The organism is Paludisphaera borealis, from assembly GCF_001956985.1.
Classification (GTDB): domain Bacteria; phylum Planctomycetota; class Planctomycetia; order Isosphaerales; family Isosphaeraceae; genus Paludisphaera; species Paludisphaera borealis.
Map to the genome: position 1 here is coordinate 5,156,009 of NZ_CP019082.1, position 23,455 is coordinate 5,179,463.

A 23,455-nucleotide genomic window follows, 5' to 3' on the forward strand; every position below is an offset into this window, starting at 1 on the left:
AGGATGCGGAGGTGGGCGTTGGCGAGTCAACGGAGAGGCATGATCTGGGCCGAGCGAGCGGTGGTCGCGCTCATCTTGGTGAGCCTCGCCGGAACCGTCCATCTGGTGATCTCGATCCACCGCCAGGCCCTGACGGCTCCAGGGCCGGTCGCGGTCGCGACGGTCCCCGAGATCGCCAAGCCGGCCGAGCCCCCTCCGGCTCAGGTCGTGGCGGCGCCATCTCGGCCTAAAATCCCTAAGCAGCCCAAGTCGGTCGATCCGCCACCTCCCCCGGAGGATCCGACCAAGAAGGCGCTTGCCGAGCTTTCGGGGGCGACGGCCCGTGAGATCGAGGAGACGAAGCAGCTCGACGAGCGAGCCACGGCGATGGAGAAAGCGCGCCGCGCGTCGGCGGCTGGGGCGGAGGGATGGCGGCGGCGTGAGATGCTGGTCAAGCAGCAGGTCTCGACCCTCGTCCGCCAGGCCGAGAAGATCGACCGCGACGTCGACGAGCTGGCGGCCCAGCGCGACGTGCTCGCCCGCGAGCGTGACGCACTCAAGGCGGCCCTGGCGAAAGTCCCCGGCAAAGGGAGCTTCGCCGTCTTGCCCTACAAGGGGGAGAACGGGACCTGGCGGCGGCCGATCGTGCTCGAATGCACCAACGGTTCGGTCACGCTTCGTCCCAACGGGCCCAGTTTCTCGATGCTCGACCTCTCGGGACTGATCAATCCCCGATCGAGCCCGGTCATCATCTCCATCGCCCGCGAACTCCTCAAAATCCAGGGGTCCGACTCGCCCGACGGCTCGCCCGTCGCGCCTTATTTCGTGTTCCTGGTCCGGCCAGACGGCATCCGCCCCTATTACGAGGCGCGCGCCCGGCTCGAACCGCTGGGCATCGCCTTCGGCTACGAGCTGATCGATCAGGATCTCAAGGTCGACGTCCCCGACTTCGACAACCTCGCGACCTGGGACGGCTCCACGCCCCTCGACGTCCCGCCTTCCAATCTCGCCGCCCTCGGATCGGGTTCGGGCTCCGGCTCGGGGCCTGGTTCCGGCTCCGGCCCCGGCTCGGGAATGGGCTCAGGTGGATCCGGAGCCCATGGCGGCAACGGCAGCGGCTTCGGGGGCGACGGTTCGAGCGGTCTCGGCGGCGGCGGTCTGGCCTGGCCCGGGGGGGCGGGCGGCTCGCGGTCGCGAACCGGCTCGGGGCCGCTGGCCGGCGCGTTCGGAACGGCCGGAGGATCACGGGCCGCCGGATCGAACGGCGGCGGCAATGGTAACGGCACCCGGGGCGGCGGCGGCTCGCCCGACGATTTCGTGTGGCCGTCGGCGCGCGGCGGCGGTTCAGGTGCGGGCTCAGGCGGCGGCTCCTGGTCCGGGGGCTCGGCGGGGGGCTCTGGCGGCGGCGCCGGCGGGGGGGACTCGGACTCGCCAGGAGCGGGCGACAAGGGAACGGGAACCGCCCGAGAACCCGGGCGCGGATTGGGAATGGGATCGGGATCAGCGTTTGATCAGCTCCCCCCGCTCGAACCGGCCGATCCGTTGGCGAAGCTGGGTGGCGGCGGTGGGTCGGCGAAGCCCTCGGGGGACTCCGCCTCGGGGACGAAGCCGGGTACGGGGCGAGGAACCGGGGATCGCGTCGCGATCCATCCTGGGACGCTCGGGGCGGCGGGCTCGGCGAGGCAACCGGCGGGCGGTGGCGCGGGCGTCGGTCTGGCGGCTGGCGAAGGACTGAAAGCGCTCGCGGCTGGAACCGACGCCGGGCGGTCGCAAGGCGTGGGGATGGGGGCGGGGACGGAAACGGCCCCGAGCGGGCTTGATCCGACCGGAACGCGTCGGCCGGGCGGAGGGGCGAGCGCGGGACGCACGGCGGCGGCCGGCGAGCCTCTCCCGTCGCTTGAAGCCGCGCCTGGGACGGGGGCGGGCTCGGGCCTGGCCGCGGCTTCGGAGTCCAGCGCGATGACGGGAGAGCCGGGCTTGATGTGGGGAGGCGGAACGCCGGGGGCCGGAGGATCGGGAACTGCGGCGGGCGCGGGCACCGGTGCCGGATCGAAGGACGAGAACGCGGCGAAAGGCTCGGGCTCGACCGGCGGCTCTCGCGCGTTGCTCGGGCTCGGCTCGGGCGCCAGCCAGGGAACGCCGAACAGCGGCAGCCCGAATTCCGTACCGCCCGGCGGAATCGGAGTCGGGCTCGGCTCGCTCGCCAGTGCGGCCTCGGCGTCGAACAGCCTGGGCTCGCTCGGCGGCTCGACCTCGTCGTCGTCGAGCAGCAGTAGCAGCGGCTCCAGCGGCGGCTCGGGATTGACGCTCGGCTCGGCGGCCAGTCAGGGCGGCGGCGGTTCGAGTTCCAGTTCGGCGTCGAAAGACCCCGACATGGAGCCGCTCGTCAAGAGCCGGATCGCCGATCGTCCCACGCCGGCGATCGACGTGCCGTTCGAGATCGTGGTCGCGTGCGGGGCCGACGGCCTGGTGGTTCATCCGGGAGGGTATCGGATCACCGCGCGGTCGCTCAAGGAAGAGCGGAAGGACAGCCTGCTGATCCGGCAGCTCGTGGCCGTGGCGGTGCAACGCGCCGAGACCGACCCGAGCATCCGGCCGAAGCCCCGGGTGAAGTTCCTGGTCGAGGACAACGGCGGCTCGACGTTCTGGGAGGCGCGCAGGCAGGTGCTGTTCGCCGGCCTCGACTGGCCGATGACGCTCCACGTGACCGGAACGCAGAATCCTCGTCTCCGCGACAAGGAGGCATGGTAATGGGTGCGAATCTTCAAGGCGCGAACGATTCGACGCTGTCGCGCATCCGAGTGCTGCTGCCACTGCCGAGCGTGCTCGCCGCGATCGTGGCGCTGAGCTTCTGGACGTCTCGGGATCGCGGCCCGCGCGACCCGGCGGCGACGGTCGCCGCGCCCGCTTCGGCCGTCGCCGCGCCTGCTCCGGCCGTGGCCGAGGTTCCCGTCGAAGTCGTCGAGGAGGCGCCCGACGAGGAGCCGGCGCAGGTCGCGCCCGAGCCTCCCAAGCTCGATCGCGCGGCGGTCGCGAAAGCGGAGGCGGCCCTTGACGAGGCCAGCCGCGACCACGCCCGCGCCGAGGCTCGGACCGACGCCGCCAAGCGGAGCCTGGAAGCCGCCGCCAACCAGTCGGCGCTGGAGGCGAGCAAGGCGCGGAAGCTGGCGTTTCGAGTCCGCGACCCGTCCGCCCAGATCGCTCGGGCCTCGGCTCGCGGTGGTTTCCTCAAGGCCGATCGCGACAAGCTCAAGACCGAGGTCGCCTCGCTGCGGAGCCTGCCGTTGCCCAAGGCGACCACGATCCTCAGCAAGAACCCGGTCTCGCAGCCGGCGGGGGGCGACGAGTTCCATTTCGAGCTGCGCCGCGAACGCGTCAGCTACGTGAACCTCGACCGGCTCCTCGAACTGGCCAAGTCCGACGCCCAGGTTCGCATTCGGATGGCCGATCGGATGGGGATGGTCACCTCCGAGGTCGGCCCGGTCGGCTGGTTCTCGCTCACGTACGTCCTGGGCCGGGCCCAGCCGGGTATCGAGGAGCTGATGGAGCGGCACAGCATCCGGTTCGATCTCCGGGGCTGGGAGGTCGTCCCCACCTCGGACCATCGCGGCGATACCTACGAGGCGACACGCAACCCGATCTCCCAATACGCGATGGCGATCAAGCGTCTCACTCCAGGGCGGTCGGTCGTGACGATGTGGGTTTATCCCGACAGCTTCAAGCTGTTTCGCAAGCTCCGCGACGAGCTGAACGACCGCGGCTTCAGCGTCGCCGGCCGCCCGCTTCCCGAAGGCATGACGATTCGAGGCAGCCCGATGGGCTCGGTGTCGGCCACGCAATAAGACATAAGCCGTCAGCGGGCCGGGACGCCGCCGCCCTGGAGGTTTCCGGGGCGCGAGGCGTACCGGCCGCCGCTGTCGTGGGCGATGCGCTGGAGGTGGTCGCCGGCCAGGCCGCCGGCCAGGTCGATGCAGTGGATCGGTATGTTGCGGGTGTTGGCGCCCGCGACAGCCTCGACGGTCCCGTCGGGGAACTCGCCGTCGGAGAGCAGGAACACGGCGTCCGGCCGCAGTGCGAGCGCCTGCTTGATCGCGCGTCGCGGGCTGGTTTCGCCGTCAGGGTCGATCAGCCGCAGCCAGGCGGTCAGCAGGTCCTTGTTGTGCTGGTCGGCGGGGCGGGGGATCGGGCCGCCGGGCATGGTCGTCGTCTCGTCGTTGTAGAAGATGACCTCGAACTGTTGCGGGCTCTGGAGCGCGAAGACGCTTCGCCTCAGCTCGATCGTGGCGCGCGTCAGCCGGTCGTCGTCGATCATGCTCCCCGACTGGTCGACGACGTAGATGAAGAACCGCCCGCGCGCCCGGATGCCGAAGAACGCCGCCTGCCGCCAGGGGGGCTCGTCGCGCGCGTCGTCGACCTCGTAGCCGGGTTGCGGGTCGCCGGGAGACGCGCCGGGGGGCAGCAAGAACGGGCTCCGCCGCCGCGCTTCGGCCTCGGCCTTGGTGAGAACCCGGGTTTCTCCGCTCGGGTCGCTTTTGGGCTTGGCCTTGTCCTTGTCCTGGGGCCTGGTCTTGTCTTTTTCCTTGGCTTTGGCCGTCTTGCCGCCGGGCGCGGGCTGGGCTTTCGACTTGGCCGGCGGCGGCGCGGGTTTCGAGGCGGGCGCGTCTTGAGCCGCGAGGCCGCCGGCCGCGACCAGCAAGACAAGCCCGAGCGCGACGGTGCTTCGATGTGACAGCCGCATTCGACGCGCCCCCGAGGGCCAGGGATCTCAACCCGGAATCGCCGCTTCGTCCAGGTTACGGAATCGGCGATCACCCGACCAGCCAGAGGTCAGTCGGCGGCCTGGGTCTGGAGGACGTCGCGCAGCTTCTGGATGACGCGCGTCTTCTCATTGCTGACGGTCTTGGGGGCGACTCCCCAGTGAAGGGCGATCTCGGCGGGGGTTTTGCCTTTGAGGGTCTCGTAGATCAGAGAGGCTTCGCGAGCGGTGAGCGAGCGGTCGATGGCCTCCTGGAGCGAGTCGCGCCAGGATCGCGTTTCGAGGTCGCTGGACGAGCCGGCGACGTCGACCGAATCGATCGACTGGAAGACCCGCTCGCGCTGGGCCCGTTTCTTCACCATGTCGACGGCGCGGAAGAAATCGAGCCCTTCAGTCGTCTCGCGTGAGAAGACCTCCTTGACCCCCCCACGGCCGACGTCGCTGAGCAGGGCGTCGAACCGGGGACGGCCGAGCTGCTGGAGCAACGTGGCGTAGACGGCCTGAGAGCAGTCTTCGTGAGCCTGGAGCGGGATGGCCGCGCGATACCACGAGCGGTTGAGGTACTTGTTGAGCTGCAACAGACCCGAGGCCGTCGACTCGGCGTCGGCCCTCGGGACGATCGACGGCTCGGCGGTGTAGGAGGATGCGCGAACCGAGAGCAGGCCGTCGAGCCCGGCGTCGTGAAGCGCCGCGTCCCAGGCGTGATCGGTGACGGCGGGCGAATCGAGCGTCGGCGCGGCCAGGCCGGAATCGACCAGCATGTGGTGCTCGGCCGCCACCGCCGGGAACGTCGCCGTGGCCGCCGCGCCCGAGAGCAGGCGCAAGACCTCCATCGCCTCGACGGCCGGCTTGTACGATCGGTGCGCTCGTCGCTTGTGGTCAACGCCTCCCGCCAAGTCGTATCGCCCCCTTCACATCGGACCTCGATCAAACCAAACACCGCGCCGCATGAAACTCTAAATCGGCCAGGCCGAGCTTTTCGTTCGCTTTTCTCAGGATGCGATACGCCGCGAACCACCGCTCATTACAACAAATACGACACGACGATCGGATCGCGAACCGCCACCGCTAACTTAATCGAATCGCCATCCTGCTTCGAGGTCAAATCGATTATGGCGATACTATGGTATGTTGCATGCATTCGATATTCCAGAGAAATCTCTTGGGAATGTCGCAAGAAAACTTCAAGAAGTGGCGTGAGAACGACTTGTGCCGGAAGATAGGGGCCTGGCGACGGCGGGGAAGTCGTTGCTTTTGGGCCACATAAAGCGGAGTCGTTGCTTGATGCATACATTCCTGATGAAGTCGGTCGTCGTCGGAGTCGTCGTCTTCGCCGCCGCCGGCGAGGGCCGGGCGCAGGCGGTGGGGCCGGGCGTGGCGAATCGGCCGGCCGAGTACGGCGTCGCGGTCGAGCGGAACACGATGGTCGTCGTTCACGACGGCGTCCGCCTCGCGGTGGACGTTTACCGGCCCGAGCGCGACGGCAAGCCGGCGGAAGGGCGGTTTCCGACGCTGTTGACCCGAACTCCCTACGACAAAAAAGGCGTCGCGGGCGAGGGGGCGTATTACGCCGCGCGCGGCTACGTCGTCGTGGCCAACGACACGCGCGGGCGGTACGCCAGCGAAGGGACCTGGCGCGGGCTGGCCGACGATCCCCAGGACGGTTACGACGTCGTCGAGTGGATCGCCTCGCAGCCGTGGTCCGACGGCAAGGTCGGGACGTTCGGGACGAGCTATCCGGGAGGGACGCAGCACGCGCTCGCCGAGATGAACCCGCCCCACCTGACGACGATGGTCCCGGTCGACGCCCTGTCCAACTGCGGCGTCAGCGGCATGCGGCACGGAGGAGCGTTCGAGCTTCGGTTCGTGAACTGGATCTTCCAGATCGGCGCGCCTAACAGCAAGGCGGCCCTCGCCCGGCCCGCGCTGCGGCAGGCGCTCGTCGAGAACGGCATGCGGATTCAGCAGCACGTCGACAGCCTGCCGGTCCGCCCCGGCCTGACGCCCCTCAAGGTGGTCCCCGAATACGAAGCCTGGCTGGTCGAGGCGCTTCGGAGTGGTCCCGAGGCGGCGTTCTGGCACGCCAAGGGGATGTCGGTCGTCGACCACGTCGCCGATTACCGCGACGTGCCCGTCTTGCACCTGACCGGCTGGTACGACTCGTGGACCCGGCAGGTGACGATGAACTACGAGGCGCTCGCGAAGGCCAAGAAGTCGCCTCAGCGGCTGACCATCGGCCCGTGGACCCACGGGGCGCAAGGATCGAACGTCGCGGGCGAGGTCGAGTTCACGAAGGACGCGGCCATCGACCTCTCGGCCTATCGCCTGCGGTGGTACGACCGCTGGATGAAAGACGCGGGCAACGGAGTCGAGAACGATCCGCCGGTGATGCTCTACATCATGGGGACCGGCGACGACCGCCGCTCACCCGCCGGCCGGCTCCAGCACGGGGGCTACTGGCGGGCTGAACGCGAGTGGCCCCTGGCCCGAGTTCGTCCCACGTCGTTCTACCTGAATAAGGACGGTTCGCTGATGACGACCCCCTCCGCCGAGGTCGCGAGCAGCACGACGTACACGTTCGACCCGCTGCATCCGACGCCGACGATCGGCGGCAACATCTCGTCGAGCCAGGGCCTGATGGCGGCCGGCGGTTACGATCAGCGGAGGCGTGACGACACGTTCCCGCTCGGCCCGAAGCTGCCGCTCTCGGAGCGTCGCGACGTGCTGGTCTATCGGACGCCCCCCCTGGAGGCGGACGTCGAGGTCGTGGGGACGGTCGAGGTCAAGCTCTGGGTCGGCTCGACCGCCCCGGACACCGACTTCACCGCCAAGCTGATCGACGAGATTCCGCCCAACGACGATTATCCGCTGGGCTTCGACCTGAACATCGGCGACTCGATCTTGCGGACGCGGTACCGCGAGGGGAACGACCACCAGGCGGCCTGCCTCAAGCCCGGCGAGGTCGCGCCGATCGTAATCACGCTCTATCCCACGGCCAACGTCTTCAAGCGCGGGCACCGCATCCGGCTCGACGTGTCGAGCAGCAACTACCCGCGGTTCGACGTCAACCCGAACACCGCCGACCCGCTAGGCGACTACCGCCGGACCGTCGCCGCCGACAACACGGTCCACCACGACGCCGGCCGGCCGTCGCAAGTGATCCTCCCGATCGTGCCGAGACCGTAGAGCGGTTTGCATTTGGGATGCATACGAGCCGAGGCCGAATGCCCTTCTCCCCGCATGCGGGGAGAAATAGTGCTCGCGAAAGCATGTTTTGATTATTGTATGCAGCTCAAATGTAAACCGCGCTAGGCCGTAGGCGCGGCGGCAAGCCGCCGCACTCCAAAGAAGATAATCTTATTTCAATCAGACTAGACTTTCGGACTTTTTCAGCAGTTCTTGACTATGCAGGACGAGCGGACAAACACTCCGACCTCACGACTCTGGATCAAACCCGAATACTCGAAGCTCCTGATCACAGCGACACGCTTTCGCGATACGTGCGGCCCATGCGATGGCCTCCTTACTTGAAGGCAGCTCAAGTACAGTGAATCCACCATTGAGCGGAGGCGCCCACGGGTAGCCTCCCTCAGCGACTGAGCCATTGGCCGAAACTAGAACAGGCGGTACTGTTTCATCAATACCACCGCCGAAAACGTAGACGCCCGCTTCCTTCGCCTCGCGTATCACGGCATGAGAGTCTCGACCCACCGCCTCCCACTCACTGTCGGGTACATTCATTGCAGCACTGGGGAATGAAATTAGATACTTTGCCATGATCTTCTTTCTCTAAGAAGTTTGCGGTTAGTGATACAGGCCGTGCCTAACAGTGGTTTGAGTCGTTCCACCGGGTTGGGAATCCCCCTCATCATCGCGCGAAACTGACCCTCGGAGACGGTACCATCACGCGCGAGGCCGGTATCCTGGAGGGTGTTCAAGCACGCCAGGATCGGGCAACGCACGGAGGTCCGCTCGATGGATCAGCTTATCCCCGGCCTCGCCGCGCTGGTAGAGGCGTTCCGCGATGTCTTCCATCCCCAGGTCTTCTCCACCTTCCAGGGGCTGACCGCCGGTTGGATCGTCTGCCTTGGCCCGCATACCATCAGCGAGGTCTGGCCGGCCACCGGCCTGGCTGCCCGGTGCCACCACGACACCGCCTATGCCGTGTTTCCACTCCGCATGCTGGGAGTGGGACGACCTGGGGATCGTCCTGGCCACGCTGATCCTCACCCATCTGGTCCCCGGCGGTGTCGTCTGGGTGGCCGTCGACGACACGCTCTGTCACAAGCGCGGCGCCAAGGTCGCCTTCGGCGGGATCTTCCTCGACGCCGTGATGTCGTCGAAGGGGCACAAGACCTTCCGGTTCGGCCTCAACTGGGTTGTGCTCGGCATCGCCTTGCCGATCCCGATGCGCGCCGATCGCTACTACTGCCTGCCGGTGCACTGGCGGCTCTTCTGCAAGAAGGGCCAGCCGGAATACCAGACCCGCCCCCAGTCGGCCGCGGCGCTGGCGCGGAAGTTGGCCCAGGCCAATCCCGAGCGGACCTTCTGGCTGGTCGGCGACAGTGCCTACGTCAACGCGGCCGTGCTGCGGGATCGGCCTGCGAACCTCCAGGTCATCGGGCCGCTGCACTGGAAGGCCGCGCTGTACGAGCGGTCCGCCCCGCGACAGCTCAAGCAGAGGGGCACCTTGCGCAAGAAGGGGGATCGCCTCCCGAACCCCAAGGCGATGATCGAGGACACCACGACCTACCCGGCGGAACTCCTGACGATCGACTTCCCGAAGGGGGCACGCGAGTTTCGGGTGCAGGTGATCCGTGACATGCTCTGGTACAAGGGGAGCAAGACCGATCCGGTGATGGTGGTGCTGGTCCGCGACCCGCTGGGCCAATGGCGCGTCGAGGCGTTGGTGTCGACGGACACGACGGTCTCGGCAGGTTTCGTGATCCTGGGATACTGCCGAAGATGGAGTGTGGAACTGGCGTCCTTCGACAGCAAGCAGTTCCTCGGGCTGCACGATCCGCGGGTGCGGAGCGAGCGGAGCGTGGAGCGGGCGCACCCGATGGCGTGGTTCGTGGGATCGCTGACGATCCTGTGGTACTGCGTGAAGGGTCATGAGGGATCCCACGTCGAACGGGAACGTCCGTGGTACGAGGACCGAGTGATGCCGACGTTCACGGACATGCTGGGTGCGTTACGCTTGCAGATGTGGGAATTCAAAGTTTACGGAGAGTCCGGCGAGGAGCTACCCTCACCAGAATGCATCAGGAAACTACTCCACAAGCTATCAGCCGTGGCCTGAGGTCCGAAAGTCTAGTCAAACCCATCCATCCATAGGCCCCTCGGAACCGAACCAGCGTTCCGTGATCACTTTCTTCCGCGTGTAGAAAGCGACGGCGTCAGCGCCCTGCGTATTGAGATAACCGTAGATTGAGTTCTTCCAGCCGCCGAACGGAAAGAACCCCATCGGCGCCGGCACGCCGACATTGATGCCGATCATCCCGGCCTGGATACGTTCGCGGAAGGTGCGGGCCGCCGCCCCGGATTGCGTGAAAAGGCAAGCCGTGTTGCCGTATCGGCTGCGGTTCGTCAACGTGATCGCCGCGTCCAGGTCCGGGGCGCGCATCAGGCTCACCACCGGGCCGAAAATCTCCTCCCGGCCGACGAACATCTCCGGTGTCACGTCGTCGAAGACCGTCGGCCCGATGAAGCAACCCCGCGGCCTGTGGGGTACGGTTTGGGAACGGCCGTCGAGGCGAAGCCGGGCTCCTTCCGCCATCCCGCGCTCGATCGCGGCCCGGATCCGCTTTTCCTGCTCCGGGTTCACAACGGGACAGAGCGTCGCGGTGTCGTCCAGGCCGTCTCCCAGCTTGAGTTCACCCGCCGCGCGGATGAAGGCGTCTACGACGGCGTCCTGTCGCGCTCGATCGCCGATCGCCACCAGCACGCTCCCGGCAAGACAGCGCTGTCCCGCAGAGCCGAAGCACGATCCGATCAGGTCGGGCAGGATGCGCTCCAGGTCGGCGTCGGGCAGGACGAGCAGATGGTTCTTCGCTCCGCCGTGCGCCTGGACACGCTTGCCGTGAGCCGCCGCGGTCCGGTAGACCGATTCCGCCACTGCCGACGTGCCGACGAAGGAAACCGCCTGGACATGCGGGTTGGCGATGAGCCGTTCGCTTACTTCCTTGCTCCCCTGCACCACGCCGACGACGCCCGACGGCAAGCCGGCATCAGTGAACAGCTCCACGAGTCGGGTGCCGGTGAGCGGCGCCTTCTCGGCGGGCTTGAGGAGGAATGTGTTCCCGCAGGCGACGGCGACCGACATCATCCATAGCGGAATCAAGGCCGGGAAATTGAACGGCGGAATGCCGACCACCACGCCCATGGGTTCGCGGAAGGTGAGGCAGTCGACATCCCGCGAAACGTCGGTCAGAGTCTGCCCCATCATCTGGGAGGGAATGCCGCAGGCGAAGTCGACGACGTCGAGCCCGCGCCGCAGCGAGCCGCGCGCCTCGCTCAACAGCTTGCCGTTTTCGCGGACGATGCTGTGCGCCACGTCCGAGAAGTTCTTCTCCAGCAGCCCTCGGAACTTGAACAGGACGTGGGCCCGATCCGGCGCCGGAGTGGCGCGCCAGCCGGGGAAGGCTCGGGCGGCGGCGGCGCATGCCTCGTCCACCTGCTCCGGCGCGGCCTCGCGCACCGGTGCCAGCATCTCGGCCTTGTCCGCCGGATTGTAGATGTCGCGGCTCGTGTTCCCATGGCCCTCGACCCAGCTTCCGCCGATCAGATTCAGCGCGGAAGCCGGACGCGAGGGGGTTGCAGGCGACCGATCAGGGGCGGCAGTGGTGCTCATGAAGTCCTCCGGAAGCTGGAGATTCAGTTCACCGACAGAGCCTCGCATCTCGTCTGGAGCGCGGGAGCTTGCTCCCGCGGACCTGGCCCGAGGTTGGTTCAGGGGGTGGCTTCGGCGACGGGGATCGTGGCCGCGCCGAGGATGCTCTTGTCGGCGTCGTCCTGGACGAACGCGACGACGCTGAGGTTCTTGAAGGCGATCTCGGGGAGGGGGAACGGGAACGGCCGCTCCTTGGCGGCTTGGCTCAGGTATCCTTCGAGGTCGCGCTTCAGCTCGGGGAGGTTCACCTTGATCTCGACGCGCCCCTTGCCGTCGACGAGCTTCTTGCCCTCGGGGCCGCCGGGGAACGCGCGGACGACGTGGTTGTGGAACCGCAGGCGGTTGCCGCCCACGTAGCGGATCGATTCCTCGGTGAGCGCCAGGCGGAGCGAGAGCCGGTTGGAGGTTCGTTCGCCAGTCTTGGGGGCGTCGGCGTCGGCCGTCTTGGCGGCCTCGGCCGTGATCGCGATTTTATCGCCTTCGAGCTTGGCCGAAACCTTGACGTCGACCCTGGCCTTCTTTTCGAGAAGCTCGTCGACGAGGCCGCGGAGTTCCTTGTACTTCTCTTCGGACGCTCCCATCGGACCGCCGCCGGAACCGTCGGCCCGGCCGTTGAAGAAGGTCGACGGCGTGCCTTGTATCTCTTCGCCGTAATAATTCTGGCGGGCGATCGAGTCGGTGTTGGTCAGCGGGTCGGGGCCGGGGATGTGCAGGTGGTACTGAAGGCCGATGAACTCGGTCGACTTGTAGGTCTTCAAGAGGGCGTCGAAGGCCACGTCGACGGCGATGCACGGCGGGCACTGGGCGCCGGTGAACAGTTCGAGCACGACGACGCGGTTGGCGTCGGCCTTCTTGCGGCCTGCGAATGCGGTCGTCTTGAACGGCGGCACTTTCTCGTGGTACTCGGCGTCAAGTTCGCCTTCGAGCTTCGCGAGGCGGGCCTCGGCGTCTTTCACCAGGTCGGCCTTGCCGGCGTTCTTGGCGGCCGTCGCGAGCAGCCCGACGATGACGACCCGGCTTCCGAGCGTGGCGTCGGGGGCGACGGCCTTGTCGGCTTCCTGGGCCAGCCTCAGGGCCGTCTCGGCGTAGTTCTTGCTCAGCGTCAGAGCCTTGACCGCTTTGAGGCGGACCTCGTCGGTCCAGGTTTTCCCGTAGGGTTTCGCGTCGTTCTGCCATGTCTCGACGTGGTTGTCGACCTCGGCGGCGGGCAGACCCGCTTCGGGAGCCGCCGCGAGCAATTGGGTGTACAGCGCTTGGCTGGACGGCGCGCCGGCGTTCCGGGTGATCAGCTCCTGGAGCTTTTTGACCCTGGACTTCGGACCGTGCTCGCGGACGGCCTTGAGAAGCTCCTGCATGATCGGGTTCGGCTCGGACTCTCCGATCTTGTCGTTCTTGGTTCTTTCCAGGCGGGCCGGATAGACCTCGCCGAGGAGCTTGACGGTGCCCAGGAACCGACCCGCCTCAGGGCCGTCGGCGACCGGCTGGCCCGCGAACTGGATCGCGACCGCCGGGCCCTTCAGGCCGAACGACACGGCGTCTCCCTGGACCTTGAGGTTCTCGAGCGCGACGTCGCCGATCATCTTCCTCTGCCAGTCGAGCAAGACGCCCTTCGGCTTGCCGTCGTCGTTCTGGACGTCGACGACGGCGAGGTCGTCCGCGCCGAACGCCAGGATGACGAGCTTCCATTTCCCCGTCGTTTCGTCCGCCGCCTGGGCGGACGTCGTCGCCAGGAGACACAGGGTCGCGAGAAGCCAGGCTGTCGGCGTTCGACGCGAAAAGGAGAGTTCCATGAAGAAATCCTTGCGCGGTGGGTGAGTGAGGCGTGTGAGTCGGTTCGACCGCATCAGCAGCCGAGTTTATCCTTGGGCATGGATCGGCGACAACCGTTGAACGGACCGGCTTACTCGACGCCCAGGAACCGGCCGCCGTCGACGCGGTAGCAGACGCCGGTGACGAAGTTGGTCTCGTCGAGCAGGTAGACGATCAACCGGTTGACGTCGGCCGACGAGCCGAACCGGCGGAGGGGCGTCTCGTCGAGCACCGCGCGCTTTTCCTCTTCGGAGAAGTCGGGCGGCGCGTCGATCATCGCGGGCTGGATCATCGCCACGGGGATGTGCGGCGCAAGCTCCTTGGCCAGGGCCAGCGTCATGGTCGTCAGCCCCCCCTTGGCCGTGAGGTACGGGAGATAATCCTTGTAGGGACGTTCCGTGGCCCAGTCGCCGATCTGGATGATCTTCCCCTTGATCCCGTCGCGCGCGTCCTGGGCGAGCATCCGTTTGGCGGCGGCGATCGCGGCGTGATACGGGGCGGCCAGGTTGGCGGCGATCATCTGGTGGAAGTCGGCCGGTTTCAGAGCGTCGAACGGCGTGCGGCGATAGACGCTGGCCATGTTGACGAGGGCGTCGATCCGACCGAACCGCTCGACGGTCTCGGCGACGGCGCGCTCGGCCTGGCCCGGATCGGTCAGGTCGGCCTGGACGGCCAGGCCCTCGGAGCCGGCGGCCTCAACGTCGGCGATCGTCGCTTCGATCGTCTCGCGGCTGTGAAGGTAGGTCATCGCGACCCGGGCGCCCCGGCCGGCGAGCATCCGGGCGAGGTCGCTCCCCACCCGGCGACCGCCGGTGATCAGGACGACCTTGGGGCCTTCGGCTGCGTCAGCGGGCATCATGGGCTGGGTTTCCAGGGGACGTCGGCGACCCCCGCCCGGTGGTTGACCGCGCGGGCCAGGACGAACAGGAGGTCGCTGAGGCGGTTGAGGTAGATGATCAAGGCCGACGGGACGTGTTCGCCGGGCTGATGCGCCAGGTGGACCACGAGTCGCTCGGCCCGTCGGCAGACGGTGCGCGCCAGGTGGAACTGCGCGGCCGGCAGACTGCCGCCGGGCAGGATGAAGCTCCGCATCGGCTCGACCTCGTCGACCAGGGCGTCGATCGCCGCTTCCAGCCGCGCGACGTGGGCGTCGTTGATCTGGTTGTGGAACCGACCCTCGGGGTTGGGATCGGCCAGCGCCGCGCCGACGTTGAACAGATCGTCCTGAAGCTGGGCCGCCAGGGCGTCGGCCGAGGGGTCGAGCCCGCCGGCCCGGGCCAGGCCGAGCACGGCGTTCAGCTCGTCGACCGTCCCGTAGGCTTCGATCCGCGCGTCGTCCTTGCGGAGCCGCTGACTGCCGAGGACTCCGGTCAGACCCTCGTCGCCGGTTTTCGTGTAGATCTTCAACGTCGCCTCGCGATCTTCATTTCCTTGGCGGTCTTGACCAGCGGCTCTATACTAGGCTTTTGAACCGTGCCGGGGAAGATCGCCGGAGGCGCGACGTCGACTCGTCCCGAGAGCCGATCCGCCCGCCCGTCCTTGATCTCGACGAGGGAGTCCGTTCGATGTCGTTCACCGCGTCCGTCTTGCTCGTGTGCACAGCCTTGACCGCCCAGGCTCACGGTGGAGGCGGCGAACGCCCGCTCTCGGCCGAGGAAGTCGCGAAACTCGAATCCAAACACATCACGAACGTCCGTCAGGCGACCTTCGGCTTCTTCCGCGCGGGCGAGGGTTACTTCAGCCCCGACGGCAAGAGCATCGTCTTCCAGGCGGTGCCCAACCTGCCGGAATCGATCTTTCTCAAGCCCAGACCGAACCAGTACGAGTACCAGATCTTCACCGCCGAGCTGGCCCCCGGCGCGAAGCCGAAGCGGGTGAGCACCGGCGAGGGCGCCTGCACGTGCGCCTTCTTCGCCCCCGACGGCAACAGCCTGATCTTCGGATCGACGCATCTGAGTCCGTCGCCGGCCGCTCCCAAGAGCGCGGCGTACGGGCGGTCCGGCAGCCGCTACCGCTGGAGCTTCCCCGAGGGGATGGACATCTTCCAGGCCGACCTCAACGGCGAAATCATCAAGCGATTGACCGACGCCGACGGCTACGACGCCGAGGGGAGCTACTCGCCCGACGGCAAGCAGATCATCTTCACGTCGCACCGCGACGGCGACGGCGAGATCTACATCATGGACGCCGACGGCAAGAACCCGCGCCGGATCACCCATGCGAAGGGCTACGACGGCGGCCCGTTCTTCTCGCCCGACGGCAAGCGGATCATCTACCGCAGCGACCGCAAGGGGGACGACCTGCTCCAGCTCTTCGTCAACAACGTCGAGGGGACCGACGAGCGCCAGTTGACCGACGACAAGTCCGTCAACTGGGGGCCGTACTGGCACCGCGATGGCCGGCACATCATTTATGCGACCAGTCGGCACGGGCATTCGAATTACGAACTGTACCTGATGAACGTCGACACCAAGGCCGAAGAGCGGATCACATTCCACGACGGCTTCGACGGCCTGCCGGTCTTCAGCCCCGACGGCAAGCAATTGATGTGGACCTCGAACGGCCGAGGGACCGACCGCAACAGCCAGCTTTTCATCGCCGACTTCACCCTCGATCCGGCGCCCCAGACGGCCTCGAACCGCTGACCTCGCCGGATTCCTCATTGTGTTTCGTCACGATCGATTCTCTCCACGGAAAGGCGTTTATGTCTCCCAAGGACGTGCTTCGCAGCAATCTCGAGGTTTCCCGATTCATCGTCGACGGCTACCTGGCGGACTTCAGCGATGGGGACCTCTTGGTCCGTCCGCTCCCGGGGATGAACCACGTCGCCTGGCAGCTCGGCCACCTCATCGGCAGCGAGCGGCACTTCGCCGAGCTGGTCCATCCGGGTGGGTCGCCGCCGTTGCCCGAGGGGTTCGCCGAAGCGCACGCCAAGGAGGCGGCCGGGGTCGACGATCCCTCGAAATTCAAGACGCTGGCCGAGTACCGGTCGATCTGGGAACAGCAGCGCGCCGCGACGCTGGCCGCGCTCGACGCCGCTCCCGAGGCGGACCTCGATAAGGCTGATCCCGAGAAGTACCCGGACTACGCGCCGACCATCTCCCGGATCCTGCTCTTGATCGGCACGCACCCGGTGATGCACGTCGGCCAGTTCGTGGCCGTCCGTCGCGTGCAAGGCAAGCCGATCATCATGTGATCGCACGCGGTCAATGTCCGATGAAGTCGTCTCGCGCCTCGAACGTCGCGGCGGCTTCCTCGGACGCGACGAGCGCGACGGCGTCCTCGAGCGTCGTCTCGTCGACGCGTTCGACCTCCCGTTGCGCGAGGTAGTTGCCGACCAGGAACGCGAGGAAGGTCGTCAGGAAGATTTGCCCCATGAGGGCTTCGAGAATCGACAAGACCCGCGACAGCGAACGCGCCGGAACGATGTCGCCGTAGCCCACCGTGGTGAGGGTGATGAAGCTGAAGTAGATCGCCTCCGGCCTCCGCTCGATCTGGCCGGACGCATTCGCGGTGGGCCTGAGCTGCATGTTGTTCTGGACCAGCGAGCCGGGGAAGACCGTCTCCACCATCGAGAAGACGTAGCCGAAGATGACGCCGATCAACAGGAACACGCTCACGCCGCCGAGGATCGTGTCGAGCGTGACGCGCTCTTGCCTGGCGATATGGCCGAGGATCTTGGCCCCGGTGAAACTCAAGAATCCGACGTGGAACAACGACCCCACGGCCGCCAACCAGTCGCTCCCGCCGAACACCATGATCCACAGGTCGATCGCGACGACCGGCGTGAGCATCATGAGATAGTGACGTCGCCGAACCTGGGCCGACGTCGCCGCATTGGCGCCCGAGTAGAGGATCGCCACGACGAGCAAGCCGAATAGATCCCCGTAACCCGCTTCGCGCAGCGGCAGGCCCGTCAGGATCGCCAGCACGAGGATGGCGCAGAGCCAGGCGTACCGCCCCCCCATCTTCTTCAGGCGGAACAGGCTCGGCCTTGGATGTTCCATCGCGTGATGCGTCGGCTCCCGCGCCTCGGCCTTCGATTTCGTTTCCGGTCCGTCGGCCATGATTCTCGCATCCATCGGGAAGTTTGCGTTGTAGGGGCGTCCCTTGTGGGCGCCCGAATCGCCAGGGCCGCCGCGGTCGGCCACGCCGATCGGGCGCCCACAAGGGACGCCCCTACGTGTGCAACCCAATCGAAACCGCGCTATTCCGCCGCGTCTCTTGCGGCCTCGGCGACCAGCAACCGTTCCAGAAGCGCGGGGTTGACCTGGCCCCGGAACCGGACCTTGCCGTCGACCGCGACGACCGGAACCTCGGTGTCGTACTTCGCGACCAGCTCGGGATCGTCGTCGACGTCGACCGTCTCGATCCGGAAGCCGTACCGCTTCCGGAAGCCTTCGAGCACGTCGATCGCCTTGTGACAGCAACCGCACTGCTTCCGGGTGTAGACCGTGAAAGTCAGATGCTCGGCGGTCGGCTTCCGCCCGAAAATCCGGCGCAACAGCGAGGTCATGTTTCGGCTCCCCGTCGCCCCGTCCCGCCCGTCCAGGCTGGCCGCGACGCGCCCCCATGTTATGCTTCGGAATGGACGACGACCAGTCCCGCGACCCGGGATGAATTCCCCGGCCCACGGATTCCGCGAGAGCGGGTGCACTTCTCGATTCTGGATGCGATTGCGCGGGATAGTCGGGTCGAGGCGAATCTTTGGGCTTGAGGGCGCCGCCTCGACACGGCGGCTTCTATATCTCATCGCGACATGACTTGCTCGACGTATATTCATAATGGCGAGTTAGCGAGTGAGACGGTCTTTGACAATCCGGCGGTTGATGCGTCCCCGCGTGCGAAACCGCCCGGGACCACGGGGGGAGATCGTCGCGAAAGGCGACGAACGAACCCAAACCGATCGGCCGGCGACACCGCCGGTGGCGGACGCGGCCGGACGGAAAACGCGCGAACGAACCCAAGTCGCGGCGCGGGGCGTTCCAGGTACAAGCCGGGTCATACCGACAGCCGACGCGGGCTCACCACAGCGTCGCGGGCATCGGAATCGGCGCGAACGAACCCAAACGCGGCGGGTCTGTGATCGGGTTAAAGCATTGTGGGTAGTGTGGTTGCGGCGAACGTCGTCGGAGCGGGCGTGGTGTTTCGGCGCGAACGAACCCAACGGCTCGGGGGAGGGCCTGATCCCGTTCGGGCGGGGACCACGGAAGGACGCCGTGGCGAGCGGCCGGGGGTTTTCGGCGCGAACAAACCCAAACGCGGCGGGCGGCGGCGCAGTGTCCTCGTCCGAGGTTTCGGCGCGAACGAACCCAAACGCGGCGTCGCCTGGAAGGGGGGCGGACCGTCGCGTTCGGTCGCGTGATCTGGGAAAAAAGATGAGGGAACGATGCGTGGCTCGCGGCACTACTCCTGGGAACTGGGCCGATCCAAAGCCAGGAGGTGAGGAAATGATGACCCGCTTTCAAACGACTCCGTTCGCGAGGGACTTGCAGACGCTCTGCCGGCTGGGCGCCGTCGGCGGCGTGGGCGATGGCGAGTTGCTCGCCCGGTTCGTCGCGGGGGCCGGCGACGACCGCGAGCTGGCCTTCTCGGCGCTCATCGATCGCCACGGCTCGATGGTGCTCCGCGTCTGCCTGGGCGTGTTGAAGGACCGCCACGACGCCGAGGACGCCGCGCAGGCGAGCTTTCTGATCCTCGCCCGCCGTGCGCGATCGATCCGGAGTCCCGGCTTGCTCGGCTCCTGGCTGCACGGCGTGGCCCTCCGCACGGCCTCTCGGGCGCGGGCCGGCACCGCCCGTCGTCGGGACCTCGAACGCAAGGCCGGCGAGGAGGTCGCGATGCGGGAACAGACCGAAAATCGCTTCGCCCACGACGAGGAATTGCACGAGGAGATCGACCGCCTGCCGGCTCGCTATAAGGCCGCGGTCGTCGCCTGCGACCTTGAAGGCCTGACCCACGCCCAGGCGGCCGAGCGGCTGTGCGTCCCGGTTCGCACCCTGGAGACACGGCTCTATCGCGGCCGCGACCGACTGCGGGCGAAGCTGATGCGCCGGGGCGTCGGCCTGGCCTCGGTCGAGGCCGCGCTCGCCTTGAGCAAGCCGGCCGAGGCCGCTCTGTCGGCGAGCTGGAAGGAAGTCACGGCCCGCGCGGCGGTGAGCATCCTCGAAGGCGCGAGCCCGGTCGCGTCGGGCCTCGTCGCCGAGCGGGTCTACTCCTTATCGCAGAGCCTGGCGAGCGGGAAGATCGGCTCCCTCGCGGTCTCGGCCGTCGCCCTGCTCGCGTCGCCCGGCCTCTTGGTCGGCGGCGCGGCCCTGGCGAGCCGCAATCCGGCCGTCCCCGACGCCGATCCGCCGCCGGTCGCGCAGGCGCCCGCCCAGCCCGACAAGAAGAACGACGCCCCGAACCTGCTCATCGTACCGCTGCCCAAGCCCGACGAGATCAAGCAGGTACTCCGCGAAGCGGCGGAAGCCGCGATCCGGCTCTCGCGGGAAGAGCCGAGCCCGGGATCGTCCGCGCTGCTGATGATCTCTTCGGCTCAAAGCGCGGCAGGCGACGACGACGGCGCGTTGCAGACGCTCCGGGCGGCCGAAGCCGAATCGAAGGGGCGGAAGATCAAGAACCCGTATCCCAGTTGGCCCTGCAAGATCGCGGGACGCCTGTTCCACATGGGCCGCAAGGAAGAGGCGTTGCGCACGCTCCAGGAGGCCGCCCGCGAGGTTCCGGGAGTCTCCGACAACCCCAACGAAAACTACGATGCCGCTTCCAGGCTGGTCGAGATCGTTCAGAGTCAGCTTCGCTTCGGCGACGCCGAGCACGCCAGGGAGAATGTGAAGCGGATCGAGAAGATCGCGGCAGACGGCGACGATCGGAAGACCCGTGACCTGGCGCCCGTACTCCTCCGCCAACTGGCCGTCGCGCAGACGGCCGTCGGGGATGTCGACGGCGCCTTCGCCACGGTGGATCGGGCGGCGAAAAGCGACACTCGCCTTACGGAAAGTCGAGGGCTGTTGCTTCCCGTGATCGCCTATGAGGCCATGAGTCTCGATCCCCGCGACGCGCGTCGCGTGTTCGATCGTCTGACGAAGGAGATCGAGAAATCGAAAACCTTGGAAGTGAAGCAGGCGATTCAGTACGCGCTGGTCGGGCTGCTGGCCACGCTGGGGGACGTCGCGGAGGCTCGACGGTTCGCCCGGGAAGCCGCGGCGGCCTGGGGCGGCGGCCCGGACGCGGTGGCCCGAACGGAATTTGGACTGCTGGAGAGAATCGCTTACGCGCAGCAAGGAAGGGACGATCCGGCGGCCTCGCGAGAATCGTTTCGGCTGGCGTTCGAGGTGATCAAAGGTCAGTCCAGGACCTTGGAGGGGGCCAACAACTGCCGGCAGATCGCCGCGCAATTGGCCTACGCGGGTGATCTGGACGGTGCATTGCGGATCGTGGAGTCACTCGAACCCGGTCAAGAAAAGGGCATGGTTTACCCGCTGGCGGCCTGGAAGCTCGCCCTGGAAGGTAAGACGGATCGAGCCTCGGAGTTGCTTCGCAAGGCCAGAGAGGACCTTCAAGCCAACTGGAAAGAACTCCCCGACGACAGATCCAGGGCGGTGGCGTTCGACCCGACGAAAGCCATCGACGCCCTGACGCAGACGGCCGCGGTCCTTGCGCTGGCGGGCGAGGTCGAGCCCGCGCTGCAGGCAGCCCGACAGATACCAAGCGACGACTTGAGAGGAAGGGCGCTGGCCGGGGTGGTCCAGTCGCGCGCCCAGGCCGGTGACCTCCGCGAGGCCCTGAAGCTGGCCAGGGGCTTCGACTCGCCCGACGACCGCCGGCGGGCCCTCGAACACCTGGCGATGGGGCTCGCCGGGCGGATCGGCGCCGAGGAGCAGCTCAAGACGCCGGACGGCGTCAAACCGAAGGAGGTTCGGTAGGCGAATCCACCGCCGCCCGCACTTCGACGAGGTTGTCGAAGAACGTGGCGCCTCCGCCCATGTCGCTGAGGGCGGAGGAGGTGGTGCTGTTGACGTTCGACCGGCCGGGGGAGAGCTTGTTCCAGTAGATGCCGGTCGCGACGGCGACGCCGGGGCGGACGGTCTTGGAGAGCGACACGCGGGCGCGGAACGAGCCCCGGGCGTTGAAGACCTCGGCCCACTGGCCATCGACGAGGCCCCGCGATCGGGCGTCGGAGTCGGCCATCTCGATCGTCGGCTCGCCGGCCCCGGCGCGGTGGCGGGGGGAGTTGGCGAAGGTCGAGTTGAGGAACTGCGGGCGCGGCGGGCTGAGCAACTGGATCGGGAACTTCGCCGCGAGGTCGGGCTTCGTCTGGGGGTCTTCATGGGGCGGAATATACGTCGGCAGCGGGTCGAAGCCGTCGCGGAGCATCCGCTCGGAGTACAACTCGCACTTGCCCGACGGCGTCGGGAAAACGCCGTCGGCGAACGGCGCGTAATTTTCGGGAAGGTTCAGTCGCACCGAGCCTTCCGCCTCCAGCCGTTCGAGCGTCACGCCGCGCAAGTTCGGCCCGCCGTCGAGGGCCTCGCGCATCAGCGTGCGGTCGTCGGGGAAGATGTCAGGCTCGAAGCCCATCCGGCCGGCCAGGGCTCGGAAGACGTCGTTGTTCGACCGGCATTCGCCGAGCGGGTTGATCGCGGCGGGATTGTACATCACCTCGTGATGCCCGTACGAGCCGTGCAGGTCGACGTGTTCGAGCTGCGAGGTGGCCGGCAGGACGACGTCGGCGTAGTCGACCGTGTCGGTCGCGAACAGCTCGTGGACGACCGTGAACAGGTCTTCACGCAACAGGCCTCGGAGCACCTTCGCCTGGTTGGGCGCGACGGCGGCGGGGTTCGAGTTGTAGACGTAGAGCGCGCGGACCGGCGGCCCGGGCAACTCGCCCGCGAGCGCCTCGCCGAGCTGGTTCATGTTGACCGTGCGGGTGCCGGGGGGCGAGAGGTCGGGGCGGGTGAGCCTCGGGTCGAAGTCGTACGCGCCGCTGGTCGAGAGCATCGCGCCACCGCCGGGATGTCGCCACGAGCCGACGACCGCCGGCAGACAGGCGATCGTCCGCACGGCCATGCCGCCGCCGTGATGGCGCTGCATCCCGTAGTTGAGACGGATCAACGACGGCTGATCGGTCGCCAGCCGCCGCGCGAACGTCTCGATTGTGTCGATATTAACGCTCGTGATCGCCGCCGTGCGGTCGGGAGGGTAGTCGGACAGCACGCGGTCGCGCAACAGCTCGGCTCCGACGGTCGCCCTGGCGAGGTAGTCGTCGTCGGCCAGGCCGTCGCGCCAGATCACGTGCATCAGGCCGAGAGCCAGGGCGGCGTCGGTTCCGGGGCGGGGCTGGATGTGCCAGTCGGACCGTCGGGCGGTGGGGCTCAGGTACGGGTCGACGGTGACGATCGTCGCGCCGCCCCGCTTGCGGGCCTCGATCATCAGGCTCCAGAGGTGCGAGTTGGTGTTGACCGTGTTCGAGCCCCAATTGACGACGAACCGGCAGTTCGGCACGGCCAGCGGGTCGGCGCTCAGGCGTCCCGGACCGACGGTGTACTCGTAGCCGATCGTCCCGGCCGAGGCGCAGATGGTGCGGTCGAGCTTCGACGCGCCGAGCCGGTGGAAGAACCGGCGATCGAGGCTGCTCGCCTGGAGCTTGCCCATCGTGCCGTAATAGCTGTAAGGCAGGATCGCCTGCGGGCCGTCGGCCGATTGCGCGACCGCGTCGAAACGCTCGGTAATCGTCGCCAGCGCCTCGTCCCACGAGATCCGCTCGAACCGTCCCTCGCCCTTCGGCCCGACGCGTTTCATCGGGTGCATCAGCCGGTCGGGGCTGTACACGCGGTCGAGGTAGCGGGCCATCTTCTGGCAGAGGAACCCGCGCGTGAACGGGTGCTCGGCGTCCCCCTTCAGCTCGACCGCCGCGCCATCGCGGACCGTGACTTTCATGCTGCACGTGTCGGGACAATCGAGCGGGCAGACGTTCTTGAAGACGGCCGATGCGGGGCGCGGCACGAAGGACGCTCCTG

The 23,455-nt window shown here is 67.4% G+C and carries 17 protein-coding genes and 1 pseudogene; 7 read left to right on the forward strand and 11 right to left on the reverse strand.

Annotated features, from left to right (window positions below; all coding sequences use genetic code 11):
• Window positions 1–39: 39 nt before the first annotated feature.
• Both BSF38_RS19880 and BSF38_RS19885 read left to right on the forward strand, forming a co-directional pair.
• Window positions 40–2,730: a hypothetical protein gene (locus tag BSF38_RS19880; protein WP_076348545.1), complete on the forward strand. Its 2,691-nt coding sequence runs from the start codon at window positions 40–42 to the stop codon at window positions 2,728–2,730.
• The gene (locus tag BSF38_RS19885) at window positions 2,730–3,821 is read left to right on the forward strand and encodes a hypothetical protein (RefSeq protein ID WP_076348547.1); all 1,092 of its coding nucleotides are present in this window, start codon (window positions 2,730–2,732) and stop codon (window positions 3,819–3,821) included. Before BSF38_RS19880 ends, BSF38_RS19885 begins: the two co-directional genes overlap by 1 nt.
• Before the next feature lie 11 nt (window positions 3,822–3,832).
• Here the strand turns inward: BSF38_RS19885 and BSF38_RS19890 are convergent, their stop codons facing one another.
• Window positions 3,833–4,717 (reverse strand): vWA domain-containing protein, encoded by an 885-nt coding sequence (locus tag BSF38_RS19890; RefSeq protein WP_076348549.1) that lies wholly within the window; start codon window positions 4,715–4,717, stop codon window positions 3,833–3,835.
• A gap of 89 nt (window positions 4,718–4,806) precedes the next feature.
• The gene (locus tag BSF38_RS19895; protein WP_076348551.1) at window positions 4,807–5,631 is read right to left on the reverse strand and encodes a LuxR C-terminal-related transcriptional regulator; all 825 of its coding nucleotides are present in this window, start codon (window positions 5,629–5,631) and stop codon (window positions 4,807–4,809) included.
• A gap of 388 nt (window positions 5,632–6,019) precedes the next feature.
• Here BSF38_RS19895 and BSF38_RS19900 point away from each other — a divergent pair, with 388 nt between their 5' ends.
• On the forward strand, window positions 6,020–7,921 hold the full coding sequence (locus tag BSF38_RS19900; RefSeq protein WP_099092008.1) for a CocE/NonD family hydrolase: 1,902 nt from the start codon (window positions 6,020–6,022) through the stop codon (window positions 7,919–7,921).
• Window positions 7,922–8,170: 249 nt separating this feature from the next.
• On the opposite strand, the gene BSF38_RS32705 is transcribed toward BSF38_RS19900, so the two are convergent.
• Window positions 8,171–8,512, reverse strand: a complete 342-nt coding sequence (locus tag BSF38_RS32705) for a YciI family protein (protein ID WP_076348555.1) — start codon at window positions 8,510–8,512, stop codon at window positions 8,171–8,173.
• A 126-nt stretch (window positions 8,513–8,638) separates the two neighbouring features.
• Complete coding sequence (locus BSF38_RS32380) at window positions 8,639–8,770, reverse strand: hypothetical protein (protein ID WP_257787829.1); 132 nt, start codon at window positions 8,768–8,770, stop codon at window positions 8,639–8,641.
• On the opposite strand from BSF38_RS32380, the pseudogene BSF38_RS19910 reads away from it, so the two are divergent.
• Window positions 8,711–10,037: pseudogene (locus BSF38_RS19910) on the forward strand (IS701 family transposase). The gene BSF38_RS32380 and the pseudogene BSF38_RS19910 overlap by 60 nt on opposite strands.
• Before the next feature lie 15 nt (window positions 10,038–10,052).
• Here BSF38_RS19910 and BSF38_RS19915 read toward each other — a convergent pair.
• From BSF38_RS19915 to BSF38_RS19930, 4 genes are all read right to left on the reverse strand, one after another.
• Window positions 10,053–11,588 (reverse strand): CoA-acylating methylmalonate-semialdehyde dehydrogenase, encoded by a 1,536-nt coding sequence (locus BSF38_RS19915; protein ID WP_076351175.1) that lies wholly within the window; start codon window positions 11,586–11,588, stop codon window positions 10,053–10,055.
• A gap of 98 nt (window positions 11,589–11,686) precedes the next feature.
• Window positions 11,687–13,417 (reverse strand): hypothetical protein, encoded by a 1,731-nt coding sequence (locus tag BSF38_RS19920; protein ID WP_076348557.1) that lies wholly within the window; start codon window positions 13,415–13,417, stop codon window positions 11,687–11,689.
• A gap of 110 nt (window positions 13,418–13,527) precedes the next feature.
• A complete protein-coding gene (locus BSF38_RS19925; RefSeq protein ID WP_076348559.1) occupies window positions 13,528–14,295 on the reverse strand; it encodes an SDR family NAD(P)-dependent oxidoreductase in 768 nt (255 codons plus the stop codon).
• On the reverse strand, window positions 14,292–14,843 hold the full coding sequence (locus BSF38_RS19930) for a cob(I)yrinic acid a,c-diamide adenosyltransferase (protein ID WP_076348561.1): 552 nt from the start codon (window positions 14,841–14,843) through the stop codon (window positions 14,292–14,294). Before BSF38_RS19930 ends, BSF38_RS19925 begins: the two co-directional genes overlap by 4 nt.
• A 158-nt stretch (window positions 14,844–15,001) precedes the next feature.
• Between BSF38_RS19930 and BSF38_RS19935 the strand changes: the two genes are divergently transcribed.
• Window positions 15,002–16,081 carry a TolB family protein gene (locus BSF38_RS19935; RefSeq protein ID WP_083713972.1) on the forward strand — a complete coding sequence of 360 codons (1,080 nt, stop codon included), beginning with the start codon at window positions 15,002–15,004 and terminating at the stop codon, window positions 16,079–16,081.
• Between the two features lie 59 nt (window positions 16,082–16,140).
• The gene (locus BSF38_RS19940; RefSeq protein WP_076348563.1) at window positions 16,141–16,632 is read left to right on the forward strand and encodes a DinB family protein; all 492 of its coding nucleotides are present in this window, start codon (window positions 16,141–16,143) and stop codon (window positions 16,630–16,632) included.
• Between the two features lie 10 nt (window positions 16,633–16,642).
• On the opposite strand, the gene BSF38_RS19945 is transcribed toward BSF38_RS19940, so the two are convergent.
• Window positions 16,643–17,503: a potassium channel family protein gene (locus tag BSF38_RS19945; RefSeq protein ID WP_076348565.1), complete on the reverse strand. Its 861-nt coding sequence runs from the start codon at window positions 17,501–17,503 to the stop codon at window positions 16,643–16,645.
• Between the two features lie 140 nt (window positions 17,504–17,643).
• Entirely contained in the window at window positions 17,644–17,952 is a 309-nt protein-coding gene (locus BSF38_RS19950) for a glutaredoxin family protein (RefSeq protein WP_076348567.1), read from the reverse strand.
• 934 nt (window positions 17,953–18,886) lie between these two features.
• On the opposite strand from BSF38_RS19950, the gene BSF38_RS19955 reads away from it, so the two are divergent.
• Window positions 18,887–21,361, forward strand: coding sequence for an RNA polymerase sigma factor (locus BSF38_RS19955; protein WP_076348569.1), 2,475 nt, complete (start codon window positions 18,887–18,889; stop codon window positions 21,359–21,361).
• Here the strand turns inward: BSF38_RS19955 and BSF38_RS19960 are convergent.
• Window positions 21,339–23,441, reverse strand: coding sequence for a molybdopterin-containing oxidoreductase family protein (locus BSF38_RS19960; RefSeq protein WP_076351179.1), 2,103 nt, complete (start codon window positions 23,439–23,441; stop codon window positions 21,339–21,341). The genes BSF38_RS19955 and BSF38_RS19960 overlap by 23 nt on opposite strands.
• Window positions 23,442–23,455: the final 14 nt, after the last annotated feature.